The sequence below is a fragment of the Streptomyces sp. NPDC047880 genome, assembly GCF_040706515.1.
Classification (GTDB): domain Bacteria; phylum Actinomycetota; class Actinomycetes; order Streptomycetales; family Streptomycetaceae; genus Streptomyces.
The window spans coordinates 39931-56155 of record NZ_JBEZOK010000016.1 but is presented as its reverse complement, the minus strand read 5'-3'; the positions used below and the strand labels follow the sequence as shown (position 1 = coordinate 56155).

The following is a 16225-nucleotide window of genomic DNA, read 5'->3' as shown; positions in this document are numbered from 1 at the left end:
CAAGGGGTCGTGTCGGGGGTGTCCGCCCGCAGCGGTTGGCGCGTCGACGGACAGTCAGCCGGTGTCCGGCCCCATCGCGCCGTTCCGAGGACGGACACCCCCCGGCGCGGCCCCCACTCGGGGCCGCGCCGGGGGGCGTGCCGTGTAGCCGTGCGGCCGCGTCAGTCCTTGATCTCGCAGATCGCCGCGCCCGACGTCACCGACGCGCCGATCTCCGCGCTCAGGCCCTTGATCGTGCCCGAGCGGTGCGCGTTCAGCGGCTGTTCCATCTTCATGGCCTCCAGGACGACGACCAGGTCGCCCTCCTTGACCTCCTGGCCCTCCTCGACGGCGACCTTGACGATGGTGCCCTGCATCGGGGAGGCGAGGGTGTCACCGGACGCCACCGGGCCCGACTTCTTCGCCGCGCGGCGCTTCGGCTTGGCGCCCGCCGCGAGACCCGTACGGGCCAGGGACATGCCCAGCGACGACGGCAGGGAGACCTCGAGGCGTTTGCCGCCGACCTCGACGACGACCGTCTCGCGGCCCGGCTCCTCGTCCGCGTCCGCGCCGTCCGCCGGCGCCGCGAACGGCTTGATCTCGTTGACGAACTCCGTCTCGATCCACCGCGTGTGCACCGTGAACGGGTCGGACGAGTCCGTGAGCTCCGGCGCGAACGCCGGGTCCTTCACCACCGCACGGTGGAACGGGATCGCCGTCGCCATGCCCTCGACCTGGAACTCCTCCAGCGCACGGGCGGCACGCTGCAGCGCCTCCTTGCGGGTGCGGCCGGTGACGATCAGCTTCGCCAGCAGGGAGTCCCACGCCGGGCCGATGACCGAGCCGGACTCCACGCCCGCGTCCAGACGGACACCCGGGCCGGACGGCGGCGCGAACGCCGTGACCGTACCGGGGGCCGGGAGGAAGTTGCGGCCCGGGTCCTCGCCGTTGATACGGAACTCGAACGAGTGACCGCGCAGCTCCGGGTCGCCGTATCCGAGCTCCTCGCCGTCGGCGATGCGGAACATCTCACGCACGAGGTCGATGCCGGCGACCTCCTCGGTGACCGGGTGCTCCACCTGGAGACGGGTGTTGACCTCGAGGAAGGAGATCGTGCCGTCGAGGCCCACGAGGAACTCGACCGTGCCCGCGCCGACGTAGCCGGCCTCCTTGAGGATCGCCTTGGAGGCGGAGTACAGCTCCTCCACCTGCGCTTCGGAGAGGAACGGCGCGGGGGCCTCCTCCACGAGCTTCTGGTGGCGGCGCTGCAGGGAGCAGTCACGGGTGGAGACGACGACCACGTTGCCGTGCTGGTCGGCCAGGCACTGGGTCTCCACGTGCCGCGGCTTGTCCAGGTAGCGCTCGACGAAGCACTCGCCCCGGCCGAAGGCGGCGACGGCCTCACGGACCGCCGAGTCGTACAGCTCCGGCACCTCTTCGAGGGTGCGGGCGACCTTCAGACCACGACCGCCACCGCCGAAGGCGGCCTTGATGGCGATCGGCAGGCCGTGCTCCTCGGCGAACGCGACGACCTCGTCGGCACCGGACACGGGGTCGGGCGTGCCGGCCACCAGCGGGGCACCCGCGCGCTGCGCGATGTGCCGGGCGGCGACCTTGTCACCGAGGTCGCGGATCGCCTGCGGGGGCGGTCCGATCCAGATCAGGCCCGCGTCCAGGACCGCCTGAGCGAACTCGGCGTTCTCGGAGAGGAAGCCGTAGCCGGGGTGGATGGCGTCCGCGCCCGACTCGCGGGCGGCGTTGAGCACCTTCTCGATGTCGAGGTAGCTGGTGCCCGGCGTGTCACCGCCCAGGGCGAACGCCTCATCCGCGGCGCGGACATGCAGAGCGTCCCGGTCCGGGTCGGCGTAGACGGCCACGCTCGCGATACCGGCATCCCGGCAGGCCCGGGCCACGCGGACAGCGATTTCGCCACGGTTGGCGATGAGCACCTTGCGCACGATTGAGGCTCCCTCCTTGAAACAAGCCGAGTTTAGGGACAGCCGACACGACACTTCGACCCGTCCACAGTGGTGAGCTTGCCCACACGGAGCGTGATGCGTGGCTCGCTCGACCCGCGAAATCCCTTGTCGCACCGCGGTACGCAGTACTCCTTCGGAGAACCCTAGCCCTCCCTTGTGGTCAAGGTCTCTGTCATCACGTGCTGCGGGCCACTCGGTTTCTTTGTCGAGTCCCTACGAATGGCCCAATGATTCTTTGCCCGCTGCCGGACCCTTGTCCCCCGGTTTACCGGTTAGTAGCGTTCACGGTGTCTTCGGAGGGAAGAGGGTGGGCCCGGTGATACGCAGGCCGGTGGCGTGGGTCGTGGCGGTGCTGCTGTTCGCCGAGGCGTTCGGCATCGCGGCGCTCAACTGGTTCCTGGGGGTCGTCGTCGACCGGCAGGACATGTCGCTGGCCGGGCTGGACCCGCACATGATGTCGGTGTCGTCGAAGATCGGCGGGATCGCCTTCGGCCTCTACTTCGCCCTGTGCGGCCTGGTCGCCCTGCTGGTGGCGCTTCGGGACCGGCCCCCGGCGGGCCTCGGACGCGTGCTGCTGATCAGCGCGGCGGTCGTGCACGGTGTGCTGGGCGCGTTCACCTGGGGGCTCGTCGGCTGGCCGGCGTTCCTGTTCATGGTGCTGGTGCTCGCCCTGATCGTGCTGCTGCTGATGACGTACGACCGTCCGGGGGAGCCCGCCGGCGCCGCGCCCGGGGGCGGGGAGAGCGGCGACGGGTCCCCGGTCAGCGCTCCGCCGGCTCCCACAACTCCGTGATGCCGACGCCCAGCTCGGCCAGCAGCCGCCGCAGGAGCGGGAGGCTGAGGCCGATGACGTTGCCGTGGTCGCCGTCGATGCCGTCGATGAACGGGGCCGAACGGCCGTCCAGAGTGAACGCCCCGGCGACGTAGAGGGGTTCGCCGGAGGCCACGTAGGCGGCGATCTCCTCGTCGGTGGGGTCGCCGAAGTGGACGACCGTGGACGCGGTGGCGGAGACGTACCGGCCGGTGAGCGTGTCGTAGACGCAGTGGCCGGTCTGGAGGGTGCCGGCGCGGCCGCGCATCGACTTCCAGCGGGCGGTGGCCTCCTCGGCGTCCGCCGGCTTGCCGAGGGCCTGGCCGTCCAGGTCGAGCACCGAGTCGCAGCCGATCACGAGCGCGCCCTTGACGTCGGGCCGGGCCGCCACGACGGAGGCCTTCGCCTCGGCCAGGGCCAGCGCCAGCTCGGCGGGGGTGGGGGCGATGACGGCGTCCTCGTCGACGCCGCTCACGATCACCTCGGGGGTGAGCCCGGCCTGACGGAGCAGTCCGAGCCGGGCGGGGGACTGGGAGGCGAGGACGAGTCGGCGGCGCGGCTGATCTGTCATGCGTTCAGCGTATCGGCGTCACCCGGCGCGTCTCACCTCACGCCGATCACGAGCATCACCAGCACCATGGCCAGGGCCAGGAGAACGCTCAGCCGCCGCAGCATGTCCTGCATGTCACGCAGTTCTTCGGGCGGTTCGTTCTCGGGGTCGGACCACAGCATGTCACCAGGGTGCGGCCTGGCAGGGCGGGGCGCCTGAGTAGCGGTACTCAAATCGGCGCCCCGCGTTGTTCCACCGTGCGCGGTTCCCCGCGCCCCCGGGACGGGAGCTCTAGCCCGGCCAATACGTGCGGCCCCAGGCCGACGGCCCCGGCTGGGGCAGGCGGTGGGCCGCGATGCGGGACGGGTCGGACCAGGAATCGCGGGAGGTCGGCGCGCCGGGCGGGACGGCTGCCGCCGCCGCGGCGCGGGCCCTGACCACCGCCAGGGCGGCGGCCAGCTCCTCCGGGGTCGGGTTGCCCCGTACGACCTTGATCGTCATGTGGGCCTCCTGGGCTCGCTGCGGGCTAGAGGGGGATGTTGCCGTGCTTCTTCGGAGGCAGGGATTCCCGCTTCGTGCGCAGTTGACGCAGACCCCGTACGACGTGCCGGCGGGTCTCGGACGGCAGGATCACGGCGTCGATGTAGCCGCGCTCGGCCGCGACGTAGGGGTTGAGGAGGGCGTCCTCGTACTCCTGGATCAGCCGGGCCCGGACCGCCTCCAGATCCTCGCCGTTCGCCTCGGCCTCCGCGATGGTGCGGCGGTGCAGGATGTTGACCGCGCCCTGGGCGCCCATCACGGCGATCTGGGCGGTGGGCCAGGCGAGGTTGAGGTCGGCACCCAGGTGCTTGGAGCCCATGACGTCGTAGGCGCCGCCGAAGGCCTTGCGGGTGATGATCGTGATCAGCGGGACGGTCGCCTCGGCGTAGGCGTAGATCAGCTTGGCGCCGCGGCGGATGATGCCGTCGTGCTCCTGGCCGACGCCGGGCAGGAAGCCGGGGACGTCGACGAACGTGATCACCGGGACGTTGAAGGCGTCGCAGGTGCGCACGAAGCGGGCGGCCTTCTCGCTGGCCTTGATGTCCAGGCAGCCGGCGAGCTGCGTCGGCTGGTTGGCGATGATGCCGACCGGGTGGCCCTCGACCCTGCCGAAGCCGGTGACGATGTTCGGCGCGTACAGCGGCTGCGTCTCGAAGAACTCGGCGTCGTCCAGGACGTGCTCGATCACCGCGTGCATGTCGTACGGCTGGTTCGCGCTGTCCGGGACGATCACGTCCAGCTCGCGGTCCTCGTCGCTGACCTCCAGGTCGGCCTCCTCGGGGAAGACCGGTGCCTCGGAGAGGTTGTTGGACGGCAGGTAGGACAGCAGCTGCTTGATGTACTCGATGGCGTCCTTCTCGTCGCCCGCCATGTGGTGGGCCACGCCGGAGGTCGCGTTGTGGGTGCGGGCGCCGCCCAGCTCCTCGAAGCCGACGTCCTCACCGGTGACGGTCTTGATGACGTCCGGGCCGGTGATGAACATGTGCGAGGTCTGGTCGACCATGACCGTGAAGTCGGTGATGGCCGGGGAGTAGACCGCGCCGCCCGCGCACGGCCCGACGACCAGGCTGATCTGCGGGATGACGCCGGACGCGTGGGTGTTGCGGCGGAAGATCTCGCCGTAGGCGCCGAGCGAGGCGACGCCCTCCTGGATACGGGCGCCGCCGGAGTCGTTGATGCCGATGACCGGGCAGCCGGTCTTCAGCGCGAAGTCCATGACCTTGACGATCTTCTGGCCGTAGACCTCGCCCAGCGCTCCGCCGAAGACGGTGAAGTCCTGGGAGAACACGGCGACCGGGCGGCCGTCGACGGTGCCGTACCCGGTGACGACCCCGTCGCCGTACGGGCGGTTCTTGTCGAGGCCGAAGTTCGTGGAGCGGTGCCGGGCGAACTCGTCGAGTTCGACGAAGGAGCCCTCGTCGAGCAGGAGCTCGATCCGCTCACGGGCCGTCAGCTTGCCCTTGGCGTGCTGCTTTTCGACGGCACGAGCGGAGCCGGCGTGTGTCGCTTCCTCGATGCGTCGCTTCAGATCCGCGAGCTTGCCCGCGGTCGTGTGAATGTCGGGCTGCTGCTGCTCTTCCGGCTCGGACATCGGGATGCGGCTCCCTGCCTGCTCAAAAGGGGGGACGGTTACTCATCCGTAGAGTAGTGGGGTGCCTCCACATCGGCAGTGCGGCGTTTACCACACCTAGGGTGGCTTGCATGACGCCGCGAGATGCATCAGAGCCCAACGGAAGCCGGTGGTCGGACCTGGACCGTCCGCCCCTCAACATCACCGCCCTGCGCCGGGGGCTGGTGCGGCAGGGAGGGTTGTGGTCGGCGGTGGACGTGGTGCAGCGCACCGGCTCCACGAACTCCGATCTGGTGGCCCGGGCGGCGAAGGGGGAGGCCGCCGAGGGCGCGGTGCTGGTCGCCGAGGAGCAGACGGCGGGCCGTGGCCGCCTCGACCGTCAGTGGACGGCGCCGCCCCGCTCCGGCCTCTTCTTCTCCGTCCTGCTCACGCCGGGCGAGGTGCCGGTGGCGCGGTGGGGCTGGCTGCCGCTGCTCACGGGGGTCGCGGTGGCGGCGGGGCTGTCCCGGGCGGCGGGCGTGGACACGGCTCTGAAGTGGCCGAACGACCTGCTGGTCACGGTCGGCCGGGACGAGCGCAAGGCCGGCGGGATCCTGGCCGAGCGGGCCGGTGACGGCGGGGTGGTCATCGGGGTCGGCATCAATGTCTCGCTGAGGGACGACGAGCTGCCCGTACCGACGGCGGGATCGCTGGCACTGGCCGGGGCGGTGAGCACGGACCGGGATCCGCTGCTGCGGGGAATGCTGCGGTCCCTCGAGGACTGGTACGGCAGGTGGCGTGCGGCCGGGGGCGACGCTGGGGCATGCGGGTTGCACGAGGCATATGCGGCGGGGTGCGCGACGCTCGGGCGTGAGGTGCGGGCGGAGTTGCCGGGGGACCGGGCGATCGTGGGGGAGGCCGTCACGGTGGACGGGGACGGGCGGTTGGTGCTGGCGACGGAGGCGGGCGTGCAGGAGCCGGTCGGGGCCGGGGACATCGTGCATCTGCGGCCGGCTTGAGCTGCGGCCGGGTGGGTGCGCAGCCGGGCGTGGCGGGTGTGTCCCCCAAGCTCTCGGCTTCCGCTCAAGCAGGGGGACCCCACGCCCACCCGTCCTCCCCCCTGGCGGCACGCATGCCCGCGGCCAGGGGGGGCCGGGGGCTGCGGATGTCCCAGCCCGTCCGGCGCTTGCGGACCAGGCCGTTCAGGCCGACCGGGGGTCCAGGGGGCGGAGCCCCCCGGGGCAGCGGCAGACCCGCCCGGTTCCTGTGCGGCCCCGGGAGCCTCACCCCCGTCGGCTGAACCTGACGGAGTGAGCTGGCGCACACCTGCCGTAGAGTTGAGGCCGGTCGATACATGACCGTGACAGATCGGAAGGGCAACACGCGTGACCGTCGACGACTCGGGTTCCGGCACGGACGCGCAGGGCGCCGACTCCGGCGAGGATCCGCTCGCCCTGCGCCTCGAAGGGCTCATCCTGGGCGCCGAGCGCCGCTACACCCCGTTTCAGGCGGCCCGCAGCGCCGGTGTCTCCATGGAACTGGCCTCCCGCTTCTGGCGTGCCATGGGCTTCGCCGACATAGGCCAGGCCAAGGCACTCACGGAGGCCGACGTCCTCGCGCTGCGACGCCTGGCCGGTCTGGTGGAGGCGGGGCTGCTGAGCGAGGCGATGGCCGTACAGGTGGCCCGGTCCACGGGGCAGACCACCGCACGGCTCGCCGAGTGGCAGATCGACTCCTTCCTGGAGGGGCTGACCGAGCCGCCCGAGCCGGGCATGACCCGCACCGAGGTGACGTACCCGATCGTCGAGCTGCTCCTGCCCGAGCTGCAGGAGTTCCTGGTCTACGTCTGGCGCCGGCAGCTCGCCGCCTCGGCCGGACGGGTCGTGCAGGCGGCCGACGACGAGGAGATGGTCGACCGGCGGCTGGCCGTCGGCTTCGCCGACCTGGTCGGGTTCACGCGGCTGACCCGGCGCATGGAGGAGGAGGAGCTCGGCGAGCTGGTCGAGGCCTTCGAGACCACGGCCGCCGACCTGGTGGCCGCGAACGGCGGTCGGCTGATCAAGACCCTCGGCGACGAGGTGCTCTACGCCGCCGACGACGCGGGCACGGCCGCCGAGATCGCCCTGCGCCTGATCGAGACGATGGCGCACGACGAGACGATGCCGGAGCTGCGCGTCGGCATGGCGTTCGGCACGGTGACCACCCGAATGGGTGATGTGTTCGGTACGACCGTGAACCTGGCCTCCCGGCTCACGTCGATAGCGCCGAAGGATGCCGTGCTCGTCGACACCGCCTTCGCCGAGGAACTGATCCGTACGCAGGACGCCCCGGCCTCGGAGGCGGAGGCGGCCGAGGAGGCCGCGGCGGCGGAGAAGGAGGGCGAGGAGCCCCCGGTGTACCGGTTCGGGCTGCAGCCGATGTGGCAGCGGCCCGTGCGTGGACTGGGCGTGGTGGAGCCGTGGCTGCTCACGCGGCGCGACGGGGCGCCGTAGCCACTCGCCCGGTCCCCCTGCCGTAGTGCGTCGCCCCCGCGCGTCAGCGGCGGCCTACCGGTGAGTCCACGCACAGCCCGACGACCGGCACGCACAGGCCCGGGTCGTGCGGTGGCTTCTCCTTCTCGGGTGGTGCGGGTGCCGGGGCCGGTGCGGTCCGGCTCGGCGGTGCGGCGGGAGGGGAGGCCGTGCTCGGGGCGTCGCCGAGGTGTGAGGCCGTGGGCGACGGGGCCGGGGCTTGGGCGTTCGGCGCGTCGGGGATGGTCGTGGGCGCGGGAGCCGCGGTGGTGGCCGTCACCGGGACGCCGGCCGTGGTGGACGGGGACGGCCGGGCGCCCTGGGTGACCGGTGACGGGGTCAGGCCTCCCAGGGCCGTGGGTGACGAGGGGCTCGCGTCGGGGACGGCCGGGAAGGTGACGGCGGTCCGGGTGGCGCCGTCCGTGGCGGTGGCTGCCGGGTCCGGGCGTGACCCCGCTTCGAGCGGGCCGGCCCCGGCGCCCGGGCCGGAGGACAGGCGCAGGAAGCTCAAGGCGCCGGCGGCGAGGGCGAGGCCGCCGGTGGCGAGCAGGACCTTGCGGGAGCGGGGTTTACGGTGCCGGCCCCGGACCCGGGGAGTGAACGGGCCGGTCGCGCCCGGTGCCGGCGCCCGGGGCGCGGAAGGCTCGCGCCGGTGTGGTGCCGTGGAGCCTCGTGCCGTGGAGTCCTGGTGGGGTGCGGGTTCGCGGCGGGCGGTTGTCGTGGAGTCCTGGTGGGGTGGCGGCTCGCGTCGGGGCTGTGGCGGGGCGGGCCTGGTGGCCCCCCGTGGCTTCGCCGTCGAGTTCGTCATCACGGTCCCTCCCCGAGGCGTCCCTCCCCGATACACGTGCGCCCCCTGTGCGCCGTGGGGGACGCACGCTATGCGCTCCCATGAGCGGTTGGGACGGAGTTGGGGTGATGTCACTCGAACGGGTGGGCGGGGGGTGGTGCGGACCCGGGCGCGTCCGCCCTTTCGCGGGCGGAACGCGGCTGCGATGATCGAAGCGTCGACCTTGTTAACCCGCGTTAACCGGAGGGTGTCATGAGTGAGGAACGGTTCGGGGAGTTCGTGCTGGTGCGGCGGCACGAGCAGGGGCATGTCGCGGAGCTCGTCCTCGACCGGCCCAAGGCCATGAACGCGGTGTCGACGGAGATGGCGCGGTCCGTCACCGGGGCGTGCGCGGCCCTCGGCGAGGACCGGGACGTACGGGCGGTCGTGCTGACCTCGACGCATGAGCGGGCCTTCTGTGTCGGGGCGGACCTGAAGGAGCGCAACTCGTTCAGCGACGCGGATCTGCTGCGGCAGCGGCCGGTGACGAGGGCGGCCTACACCGGCGTGCTGGAGCTGCCGGTGCCGACGGTGGCTGCGGTGCACGGGTTCGCGCTCGGCGGCGGGTTCGAGCTGGCGCTGGCGTGCGACGTGATCGTGGCGGACCGGACGGCTGTGGTGGGCCTGCCGGAGGTGTCCGTCGGGGTGATCCCCGGAGGCGGGGGCACGCAGCTGCTGCCGCGGCGTGTCGGGGCGGCCCGGGCGGCCGAGCTGATCTTCTCCGCGCGGCGGGTGGAGGCCGTGGAGGCGGGCGAGTTGGGACTGGTCGACCGGCTGGTCGAGGAGGGGCGGGACCGGGAGGAGGCGCTGGCGCTGGCGACGCGGATCGCCGGGAACTCGCCGGTGGGTCTGCGGGCGGCCAAGCGGGCGCTGCGGCTCGGGCAGGGGCTGGACCTGAGGGCCGGGCTGGAGGTCGAGGACGCGGCGTGGCGGGCCACGGCGTTCTCGGGCGACCGGGCGGAGGGTGTCGCGGCCTTCAATGAGCGGCGTACGCCGCAGTGGCCGGGGGAGTAGGGGCCGGAGCGGAGCCGGGCGATACCGGTCGTCCCCGTTCGCGTCGTAAACAGGTCAGTCTGGCTGGAAACTCCCTAGCCTGGAGTGATGGGTGAGGACAGACGGCTCGCGGCCGTCGTCGCGTTGGCTCAGGGGATGGCGGCCGCACACGGGTCGCGTGAGGCGTGGCGCGCCGCGGCCGCCGGGGCGTGCCTGGCGCTGGGCGGGAGTTTCGCCGCGCTGTCGGTGTGGGAGCGCGAGCTCGGGCGGCTGCGGGTCCTGGTGAACGTCGGGGAGCTCGCCGAGGGGGAGGAGGAGTTCCCGGAGGACGAGGCCTACCCGGTGCACCAGTTCGCGGAGATCACCGAGTTCCTGCACGAGCAGTGGGCCGGTGGCGGGGAACCCGACGCGTGGGTGGAGACCGCCGAGGGGCCCGCAGCCGGGCGGCCCGGCTACAGCCACCAGCGGGTCGCCGCCCTGCGGCGCCGCGGCCGCGGCTGCTGCGTGGTCGCGCCCATCGTGCTGCACGGCCGGGCGTGGGGCGAGCTGTACGTGGCCCGGCCGGCCGGTGAGGCCGTCTTCGGGCGGGGCGACGCCGACTTCGCCACCGTCCTGGCCTCCGTCGTGGCCGCGGGCATCGCACAGACGGAGCGGCTGGAGGAGGCCCGGCGGCTCGCCTTCACCGACTCCCTCACCGGGCTGGCCAACCGCCGTGCCGTGGACGTACGCCTGGAGCAGGCGATCGAACGGCACCGCCGGGACGACTCCGTCGTCAGCCTTGTGGTCTGCGACCTGAACGGGCTCAAGCGGGTCAACGACACCCATGGGCACGCCGCGGGGGACCGGCTCCTGGAGCGGTTCGGGTCGGTGCTGTCGCTCTGCGGGGCCATGCTGCCCGGGGCGCTGGCCGCGCGGCTCGGCGGGGACGAGTTCTGTCTGCTCGCGGTCGGGTCGCCCGCCGACCAGGTCGTGAAGGCGGCCACGGAACTGTGCCGCAGGGCCGCCGAGTTGGACCTCGGGGACGGGGTGGCCTGCGGGGTCGCGTCCACCGAGGACCCGATCGGGCCGGTGCGCTCGGCCCGGCGGCTGTTCCGGCTCGCCGACGCGGCCCAGTACCGGGCCAAGGCCGAGCGGGCGGACAGGCCGGTGGTGGCGGGGCGGGCCGGGCCCGACGACCCCGTCGTACGACTCGCGGACGAACCGTCCACGGAGGCGGACGGGGAGCGCCGGCGGTTCCGGGGCCGGCACGCACCCTGACCCCGCCCGGGTGGCATGCCGTGCCCGGGCACCGGCGGTGTGACGTATTCGGTAAGGGGTGAACGCCTCCCCCAGTGGTGACATCATCGAATTCACTGCGTACGCTCCTGAATATGGATATGCACACTGTGGTGGTGGGGACGTCCGGGGTGACCGCGTCCGACGTGCTCGCCGTGGCGCGCGGCGGCGCCCGCGTCGAGCTCTCCGAGGAGGCCGTGGCCGCCCTCGCCGCGGCCCGCGAGATCGTGGACGCGCTGGCGGCCAAGCCGGACCCCGTGTACGGCGTGAGCACCGGCTTCGGCGCCCTGGCGACCCGGCACATCAGCCCCGAGCTGCGCGCCCAGCTGCAGCGCAACATCGTCCGCTCGCACGCCGCCGGGATGGGCCCGGCCGTGGAGCGGGAAGTCGTCCGCGCGCTGATGTTCCTGCGGCTGAAGACCGTCTGCTCCGGGCACACCGGCGTCCGGCCCGAGGTCGCGCAGACCATGGCCGACCTCCTCAACGCCGGGATCACCCCGGTCGTGCACGAGTACGGCTCCCTCGGCTGCTCCGGCGACCTCGCGCCGCTGTCCCACTGCGCGCTCGCGCTCATGGGCGAGGGCGACGCCGAGGGCCCCGACGGTGTCGTGCGCCCGGCCGCGGAACTGCTCGCCGCGCACGGCATCCAGCCGGTCGAACTGCGCGAGAAGGAGGGGCTCGCCCTTCTCAACGGCACCGACGGCATGCTCGGCATGCTGGTGATGGCCCTGGCCGACCTGGAGACGCTCTACCGGTCCGCCGACGTCACCGCCGCCCTGTCCCTGGAGGCCCTGCTCGGCACCGATAAGGTCCTCGCGCCCGAGCTGCACGCCATCCGGCCGCACCCGGGGCAGGCCGCGAGCGCCGCCAACATGCTGGCGGTGCTGAAGGGCTCCGGCCTGACCGGCCACCACCAGGACGACGCCCCGCGCGTCCAGGACGCCTACTCGGTGCGCTGCGCCCCGCAGGTCACCGGCGCCGGTCGCGACACCATGGCACACGCCCGGCTGGTCGCCGACCGTGAGCTGGCCTCGGCCGTGGACAACCCCGTCGTGCTGCCGGACGGCCGGGTGGAGTCCAACGGCAACTTCCACGGGGCGCCCGTCGCCTACGTCCTGGACTTCCTGGCCATCGCCGCCGCCGACCTCGGCTCGATCGCCGAGCGGCGCACCGACCGGCTGCTCGACAAGAACCGCAGCCACGGCCTGCCGCCCTTCCTCGCCGACGACGCCGGTGTGGACTCGGGCCTGATGATCGCTCAGTACACGCAGGCCGCGCTGGTGAGCGAGCTGAAGCGGCTCGCCGTACCGGCGTCCGCCGACTCGATCCCGTCCTCCGCCATGCAGGAGGACCACGTCTCGATGGGCTGGTCGGCGGCGCGCAAACTGCGCACGGCGGTCGACAACCTCACGCGCGTGATCGCCATCGAGCTCTACGCCGCCGCGCGTGCCGTCGAGTTGCGCGAGGGGCTGGCACCGGCTCCCGCGACACGGGCGGTCATCGACGCCGCCCGGGAGGCGGGCGTCGAGGGCGCGGGGCCGGACCGGTTCCTCGCGCCCGACCTCGCGGCGGCGGACGCGTTCGTGCGCGACGGGCGGCTGCTGGCCGCGGTCGAGAAGGTCACCGGGCCGCTGCAGTAGGGCGACGGGCCCTGTCGTCGACGAGGCGGTGGGGTCCTGTCGTCAGCAGGGTGGCGGGGCCTGCCGTCCGGCGGGTCCCGCGTCAACCGCTGTCAGAAACCGAGCCGTTCCCGGCGCACCGAGTACACGACGAACCCGGCGCCCAGCGTCAGGCAGAAGGTCCCGCCGATCAGGTACGGCGTGCTGTCGAAGCTGCCCGTGTCGGCGAGGCGGGTGCCGCCGACCGCGGCGTCCGCGGTCGTGGCCGCGATCCGCGCCTGCTCCGTGACCTGCGGCGACGGGCTCGTCGAGACCGCGTCTCTCACCGGGGAGTCCGACGTCGCGTTCGCGGACGGGACGAACCACAGGGCGCCCAGCAGGGACGCCGCGGCGGTGGCGGTCAGCAACGGACGGCGAGCGGATGACACGGAATATCGATCCCCTTGTGGCGCTGGCGAATTGGCCGTGTGGGGCGATGTTAGTGAAAGTCGCGGGTCACGGGAAAGTCACGGGAGGGCCTGGACGTACGCTCCCGCCATGAGCACTCCTGAGACATCACGTTTTGTACGGCTTCGGGTGGAACTTGTTCTCGAGGTCGACGACGCGGACGCGGTCACCAAGTCCGCGCTGCGCCGGATCGCCGACGAGTCGGAGATGCCGGCGGCGGAGCGGGCCCACGCCGAGAGCGCTGTGACGGAAGACACCGCGGAGGCCCTCGCCTACCTCGTGGACCCGTTCGACCTGGTCAGCCAAGTACCCGGGGTGGAGCTCCAGCAGGCCTCCTGGAGCAGCGAGCGGATCGAGTACGACCCCGACTCGCCGGAGTGGGACCTCGACGAGGATGATGGCGAGGACACTGACGGCTGAGCTGTCCGGAAACTCGTGACCCCGGGCGGCAACCGCCGCCCGGGGTCTATGCGTCTCAAGCGGCGCACCGACCGCACCCGTAACGACAGCACCGTCCGTCACGGACGTGTCGATCCCCACATCTGCGCGACCTGGGGAACCGGGCGTACCGGTCGTAGCGTTGAAGTTTCCGGATGAGGACTCACGAGTCCCGGCGGGGGCACTCAGTGGTGACGGGGACACTCGGGGTTTGGGGAAATCGCAACGATGGAGAAGCGTGTGATGACGGTCAGCAAGCGGCGCAAAGGCCTGACGGTCGCGTCCGCACTGCTCGGCGGGGTTCTGGTGCTCTCGGCCTGTTCCGGCGGTGACGACGACGCCTCCGGCGGCGGCGACAGCTCGCAGTCGAAGGTCGACGAGGCCGCGGCGAAGAAGACCTCCGAGGCCCAGATCAAGATCACGCCCGAGGACGGCTCCGACAACGCCTCCATCAACAACTCCGCCGCCGTCACCGTGAGCAAGGGCACGCTCACGGACGTCAAGATGACGACGTCCGAGGGCACCGAGGTGAGCGGCCAGATATCCGCGGACAAGACCAGCTGGAAGCCGACCGCCCAGCTGGAGCGGTCCACCACCTACAAGCTGTCGGCCGAGGCGAAGGACTCCGACGGTCGCGTGGCCCACGAGAACGCCTCGTTCACCACGGTCTCCCCGGCCAACAGCTTCATCGGCAACTTCACGCCGGACGACGGCACCACCGTCGGCGTCGGCATGCCGGTCTCGATCAACTTCGACAAGGCGATCACCAACAAGGCCGCGGTCCAGAAGGGCATCAAGGTCAGCACGACCAGCGGCCAGGAGGTCGCCTGCCACTGGTTCAACGCCAACCGCGTGGACTGCCGTCCCGAGGACTACTGGAAGGAAGGCTCCACCGTCACGCTGAAGCTCGCGCTCGACGGTGTCGAGGGAGCCAAGGGCGTCTTCGGCGTCCAGCAGAAGACGGTCACCTTCAAGATCGGCCGCAACCAGGTCTCGTACGTCGACGCGAAGACCAAGCAGATGAAGATCACGCAGGACGGCAAGACCGTCCGCACGATCCCGATCTCCGCCGGCTCGCCCGAGAACAAGACCTACGAGGGCATCATGGTGATGTCCGAGAAGTTCAAGGAGACGCGCATGAACGGCGCGACCGTGGGCTTCACGGACGACGACGGCAAGGGCGAGTACGACATCAAGGACGTGCCGCACGCCATCCGCCTCTCCAGCTCGGGCACGTTCATCCACGGCAACTACTGGGGCGCGAAGTCCATCTTCGGCAGCGTGAACACCAGCCACGGCTGCGTCGGTCTGCAGGACGCCAAGGGCGCCAACGACCCGAACACCCCGGGTGCGTGGTTCTTCAAGAACTCGATGCTCGGTGACGTGGTGGTCGTCCAGAACACCGGCGACAAGACCGTCGCGCCGGACAACGGCCTCAACGGCTGGAACATGAGCTGGGCCGACTGGAAGGCCGGCTCGGCGGTCTGACGGTCCGCCGGTTCCACGCACCGAGGCTTCACCGGACGAAAAGGCCGCCGCCCATCCCGCGCGTGGGGTGGGCGGCGGCCTTTTTGCTGTTCTCATCCACCTCTTGTGCGCGGCTCAAGCCCCCCTCGCGGACCGTGCCTGGCTTGCGGCCAGGTTCTTCACCCTGCAGTCGCTGTGCGGGGGGCAACGGCCTGGTGGGCGGTGTGCTGGGGATCGCGCTCGGCCTGGCGGGCGCCTACGCCGTGACGGCCGGGCCGTGAGTCCCACGCTGCGGGCCCGGTTGGGCGGGAGTGGTGGAGGCGAGGGCTTCTCGGGCGGCTTCGGCGGCCCGGGCCGGGCGGCGGCCACGAGGACCCTCGACGCCGCCCTCACCGCCCCGGTCGGCCTGACGACCATGGCCCTCGCCGTGGCCCTGGCCGTGACGGGCGGACTGATCGCAGGGGCCTTCGGCGGCCGGCGGGCCTCCCGGCCGCGCCCGGCGGACGCACTGCGCCGAGTCGAGTAGCGGCACCGCCTTCACTCCAGGACGACGCCAGGAGCCCCACATGCAATCCACGCTGCTCCAGATGCCCGGCGGCCTGGACCGCCCCACCTCCGGACAGGTCGTCCTGGACGGCACCGACGTCGCCCGCGCTGCCGGAGACACGACTGACCCGGGTCAGAAGCGAAAGCATCGGCTTCGTCTTCCGGTCCTTCAACCTCATCCCGCCGCTCACCGCGAAGGAAAACGTGGAGACCGCACTCGTCCCCCTCGGCGTGAAGCGAAACAGCGACGCGAACAGGCCGCCGAGGCACTGAAGTCGGTCGGCCTCAGCGAGCGACTCGCCTATCTTCCCGGCGAGATGTCCGGCGGTCAGCGACAACGCGTGGCCATCGCCCGGGCCCTGGTGAAACGGCCGAAGGTGCTGCTCGCCGACGAACCCACCGGAAATCTCGTCGTCACCCACGACTCGGCGACAGCGGGCAAGGCGCCGCACGTGGCGACGATCCGCAAGCGCCGAATCCCTGCCAAGGAGAACGCACTTGCGTAACCATGCGGCCCTGTAACGGAGTTCCGACGGCTGTGTAACAGTCGGCCGACGGATTTCTTACCGTCCTCTCATCTATTGAGCACCTGATCACCCGTCGGCATACTGCGTATCCCGGGGGTGTGCGTGCATGCGTACGAGACCACCCCCGGCCGGGTGAACAGGGAATTCACCCGGTTCTTCTGCAAGGGGG

General features: G+C 71.9%; 16 protein-coding genes and 1 pseudogene. 10 read left to right on the top strand and 7 right to left on the bottom strand.

Going from position 1 to position 16225, the window contains the following annotated elements:
* Positions 1–161: 161 nt before the first annotated feature.
* Complete coding sequence (locus AB0937_RS23420) at positions 162–1937, bottom strand: biotin carboxylase N-terminal domain-containing protein (RefSeq protein WP_366714137.1); 1776 nt, start codon at positions 1935–1937, stop codon at positions 162–164.
* Positions 1938–2274: 337 nt separating this feature from the next.
* Here AB0937_RS23420 and AB0937_RS23415 point away from each other — a divergent pair, with 337 nt between their 5' ends.
* Entirely contained in the window at positions 2275–2751 is a 477-nt protein-coding gene (locus AB0937_RS23415) for a hypothetical protein (RefSeq protein WP_366714136.1), read from the top strand.
* On the opposite strand, the gene AB0937_RS23410 is transcribed toward AB0937_RS23415, so the two are convergent.
* From AB0937_RS23410 to AB0937_RS23395, 4 genes are all read right to left on the bottom strand, one after another.
* Positions 2720–3340, bottom strand: coding sequence for a nucleoside triphosphate pyrophosphatase (locus AB0937_RS23410; RefSeq protein ID WP_366714135.1), 621 nt, complete (start codon positions 3338–3340; stop codon positions 2720–2722). The genes AB0937_RS23415 and AB0937_RS23410 overlap by 32 nt on opposite strands.
* A 32-nt stretch (positions 3341–3372) precedes the next feature.
* A complete protein-coding gene (locus tag AB0937_RS23405; RefSeq protein WP_366714134.1) occupies positions 3373–3501 on the bottom strand; it encodes a hypothetical protein in 129 nt (42 codons plus the stop codon).
* 109 nt (positions 3502–3610) lie between these two features.
* Positions 3611–3820: an acyl-CoA carboxylase epsilon subunit gene (locus AB0937_RS23400; protein WP_366714133.1), complete on the bottom strand. Its 210-nt coding sequence runs from the start codon at positions 3818–3820 to the stop codon at positions 3611–3613.
* Between the two features lie 25 nt (positions 3821–3845).
* Positions 3846–5450, bottom strand: a complete 1605-nt coding sequence (locus tag AB0937_RS23395; protein WP_351642544.1) for an acyl-CoA carboxylase subunit beta — start codon at positions 5448–5450, stop codon at positions 3846–3848.
* Between the two features lie 110 nt (positions 5451–5560).
* Between AB0937_RS23395 and AB0937_RS23390 the strand changes: the two genes are divergently transcribed.
* Together AB0937_RS23390 and AB0937_RS23385 are read left to right on the top strand one after the other, a co-directional pair.
* Entirely contained in the window at positions 5561–6427 is an 867-nt protein-coding gene (locus tag AB0937_RS23390) for a biotin--[acetyl-CoA-carboxylase] ligase (RefSeq protein ID WP_366714132.1), read from the top strand.
* Positions 6428–6793: 366 nt separating this feature from the next.
* Positions 6794–7900, top strand: a complete 1107-nt coding sequence (locus AB0937_RS23385; protein ID WP_366714131.1) for an adenylate/guanylate cyclase domain-containing protein — start codon at positions 6794–6796, stop codon at positions 7898–7900.
* A 43-nt stretch (positions 7901–7943) separates the two neighbouring features.
* Here AB0937_RS23385 and AB0937_RS23380 read toward each other — a convergent pair whose 3' ends face one another.
* Positions 7944–8726: a hypothetical protein gene (locus tag AB0937_RS23380; RefSeq protein ID WP_366714130.1), complete on the bottom strand. Its 783-nt coding sequence runs from the start codon at positions 8724–8726 to the stop codon at positions 7944–7946.
* Positions 8727–8957: 231 nt separating this feature from the next.
* On the opposite strand from AB0937_RS23380, the gene AB0937_RS23375 reads away from it, so the two are divergent.
* From AB0937_RS23375 to hutH, 3 genes are all read left to right on the top strand, one after another.
* A complete protein-coding gene (locus tag AB0937_RS23375; protein WP_366714129.1) occupies positions 8958–9758 on the top strand; it encodes an enoyl-CoA hydratase-related protein in 801 nt (266 codons plus the stop codon).
* 87 nt (positions 9759–9845) lie between these two features.
* Positions 9846–10994: a GGDEF domain-containing protein gene (locus AB0937_RS23370; protein WP_366714128.1), complete on the top strand. Its 1149-nt coding sequence runs from the start codon at positions 9846–9848 to the stop codon at positions 10992–10994.
* A 119-nt stretch (positions 10995–11113) separates the two neighbouring features.
* Positions 11114–12652: a histidine ammonia-lyase gene (gene hutH, locus AB0937_RS23365; protein ID WP_366714245.1), complete on the top strand. Its 1539-nt coding sequence runs from the start codon at positions 11114–11116 to the stop codon at positions 12650–12652.
* Positions 12653–12744: 92 nt separating this feature from the next.
* On the opposite strand, the gene AB0937_RS23360 is transcribed toward hutH, so the two are convergent.
* Positions 12745–13059 carry a hypothetical protein gene (locus AB0937_RS23360; protein ID WP_366714127.1) on the bottom strand — a complete coding sequence of 105 codons (315 nt, stop codon included), beginning with the start codon at positions 13057–13059 and terminating at the stop codon, positions 12745–12747.
* 109 nt (positions 13060–13168) lie between these two features.
* Between AB0937_RS23360 and AB0937_RS23355 the strand changes: the two genes are divergently transcribed.
* The 4 genes and pseudogenes from AB0937_RS23355 to AB0937_RS23340 all read left to right on the top strand — a co-directional run bounded on the left by AB0937_RS23355 (position 13169) and on the right by AB0937_RS23340 (position 16035).
* The gene (locus AB0937_RS23355) at positions 13169–13498 is read left to right on the top strand and encodes a hypothetical protein (protein WP_366714126.1); all 330 of its coding nucleotides are present in this window, start codon (positions 13169–13171) and stop codon (positions 13496–13498) included.
* Between the two features lie 246 nt (positions 13499–13744).
* Positions 13745–15004: an Ig-like domain-containing protein gene (locus tag AB0937_RS23350; RefSeq protein WP_366714125.1), complete on the top strand. Its 1260-nt coding sequence runs from the start codon at positions 13745–13747 to the stop codon at positions 15002–15004.
* 185 nt (positions 15005–15189) lie between these two features.
* Positions 15190–15509 (top strand): annotated as a pseudogene (locus tag AB0937_RS23345) (ABC transporter permease); the annotation flags it as partial.
* 40 nt (positions 15510–15549) lie between these two features.
* Positions 15550–16035, top strand: coding sequence for an ATP-binding cassette domain-containing protein (locus AB0937_RS23340; RefSeq protein WP_366714124.1), 486 nt, complete (start codon positions 15550–15552; stop codon positions 16033–16035).
* Positions 16036–16225: the final 190 nt, after the last annotated feature.

Excerpts from the sequence above, each read along its gene's own strand:
- AB0937_RS23405 (WP_366714134.1), bottom strand. The coding sequence starts at position 3,501 with ATGCTGTGGTCCGACCCCGAGAACGAACCGCCCGAAGAACTGCGTGAC.
- AB0937_RS23375 (WP_366714129.1), top strand. The coding sequence starts at position 8,958 with ATGAGTGAGGAACGGTTCGGGGAGTTCGTGCTGGTGCGGCGGCACGAG.
- AB0937_RS23370 (WP_366714128.1), top strand. The coding sequence starts at position 9,846 with ATGGGTGAGGACAGACGGCTCGCGGCCGTCGTCGCGTTGGCTCAGGGG.
- AB0937_RS23410 (WP_366714135.1), bottom strand. The coding sequence starts at position 3,340 with ATGACAGATCAGCCGCGCCGCCGACTCGTCCTCGCCTCCCAGTCCCCC.
- AB0937_RS23380 (WP_366714130.1), bottom strand. The coding sequence starts at position 8,726 with ATGACGAACTCGACGGCGAAGCCACGGGGGGCCACCAGGCCCGCCCCG.
- AB0937_RS23355 (WP_366714126.1), top strand. The coding sequence starts at position 13,169 with ATGAGCACTCCTGAGACATCACGTTTTGTACGGCTTCGGGTGGAACTT.
- AB0937_RS23395 (WP_351642544.1), bottom strand. The coding sequence starts at position 5,450 with ATGTCCGAGCCGGAAGAGCAGCAGCAGCCCGACATTCACACGACCGCG.
- hutH (WP_366714245.1), top strand. The coding sequence starts at position 11,114 with ATGCACACTGTGGTGGTGGGGACGTCCGGGGTGACCGCGTCCGACGTG.
- AB0937_RS23400 (WP_366714133.1), bottom strand. The coding sequence starts at position 3,820 with ATGACGATCAAGGTCGTACGGGGCAACCCGACCCCGGAGGAGCTGGCC.
- AB0937_RS23390 (WP_366714132.1), top strand. The coding sequence starts at position 5,561 with ATGACGCCGCGAGATGCATCAGAGCCCAACGGAAGCCGGTGGTCGGAC.
- AB0937_RS23350 (WP_366714125.1), top strand. The coding sequence starts at position 13,745 with ATGGAGAAGCGTGTGATGACGGTCAGCAAGCGGCGCAAAGGCCTGACG.
- AB0937_RS23340 (WP_366714124.1), top strand. The coding sequence starts at position 15,550 with ATGCAATCCACGCTGCTCCAGATGCCCGGCGGCCTGGACCGCCCCACC.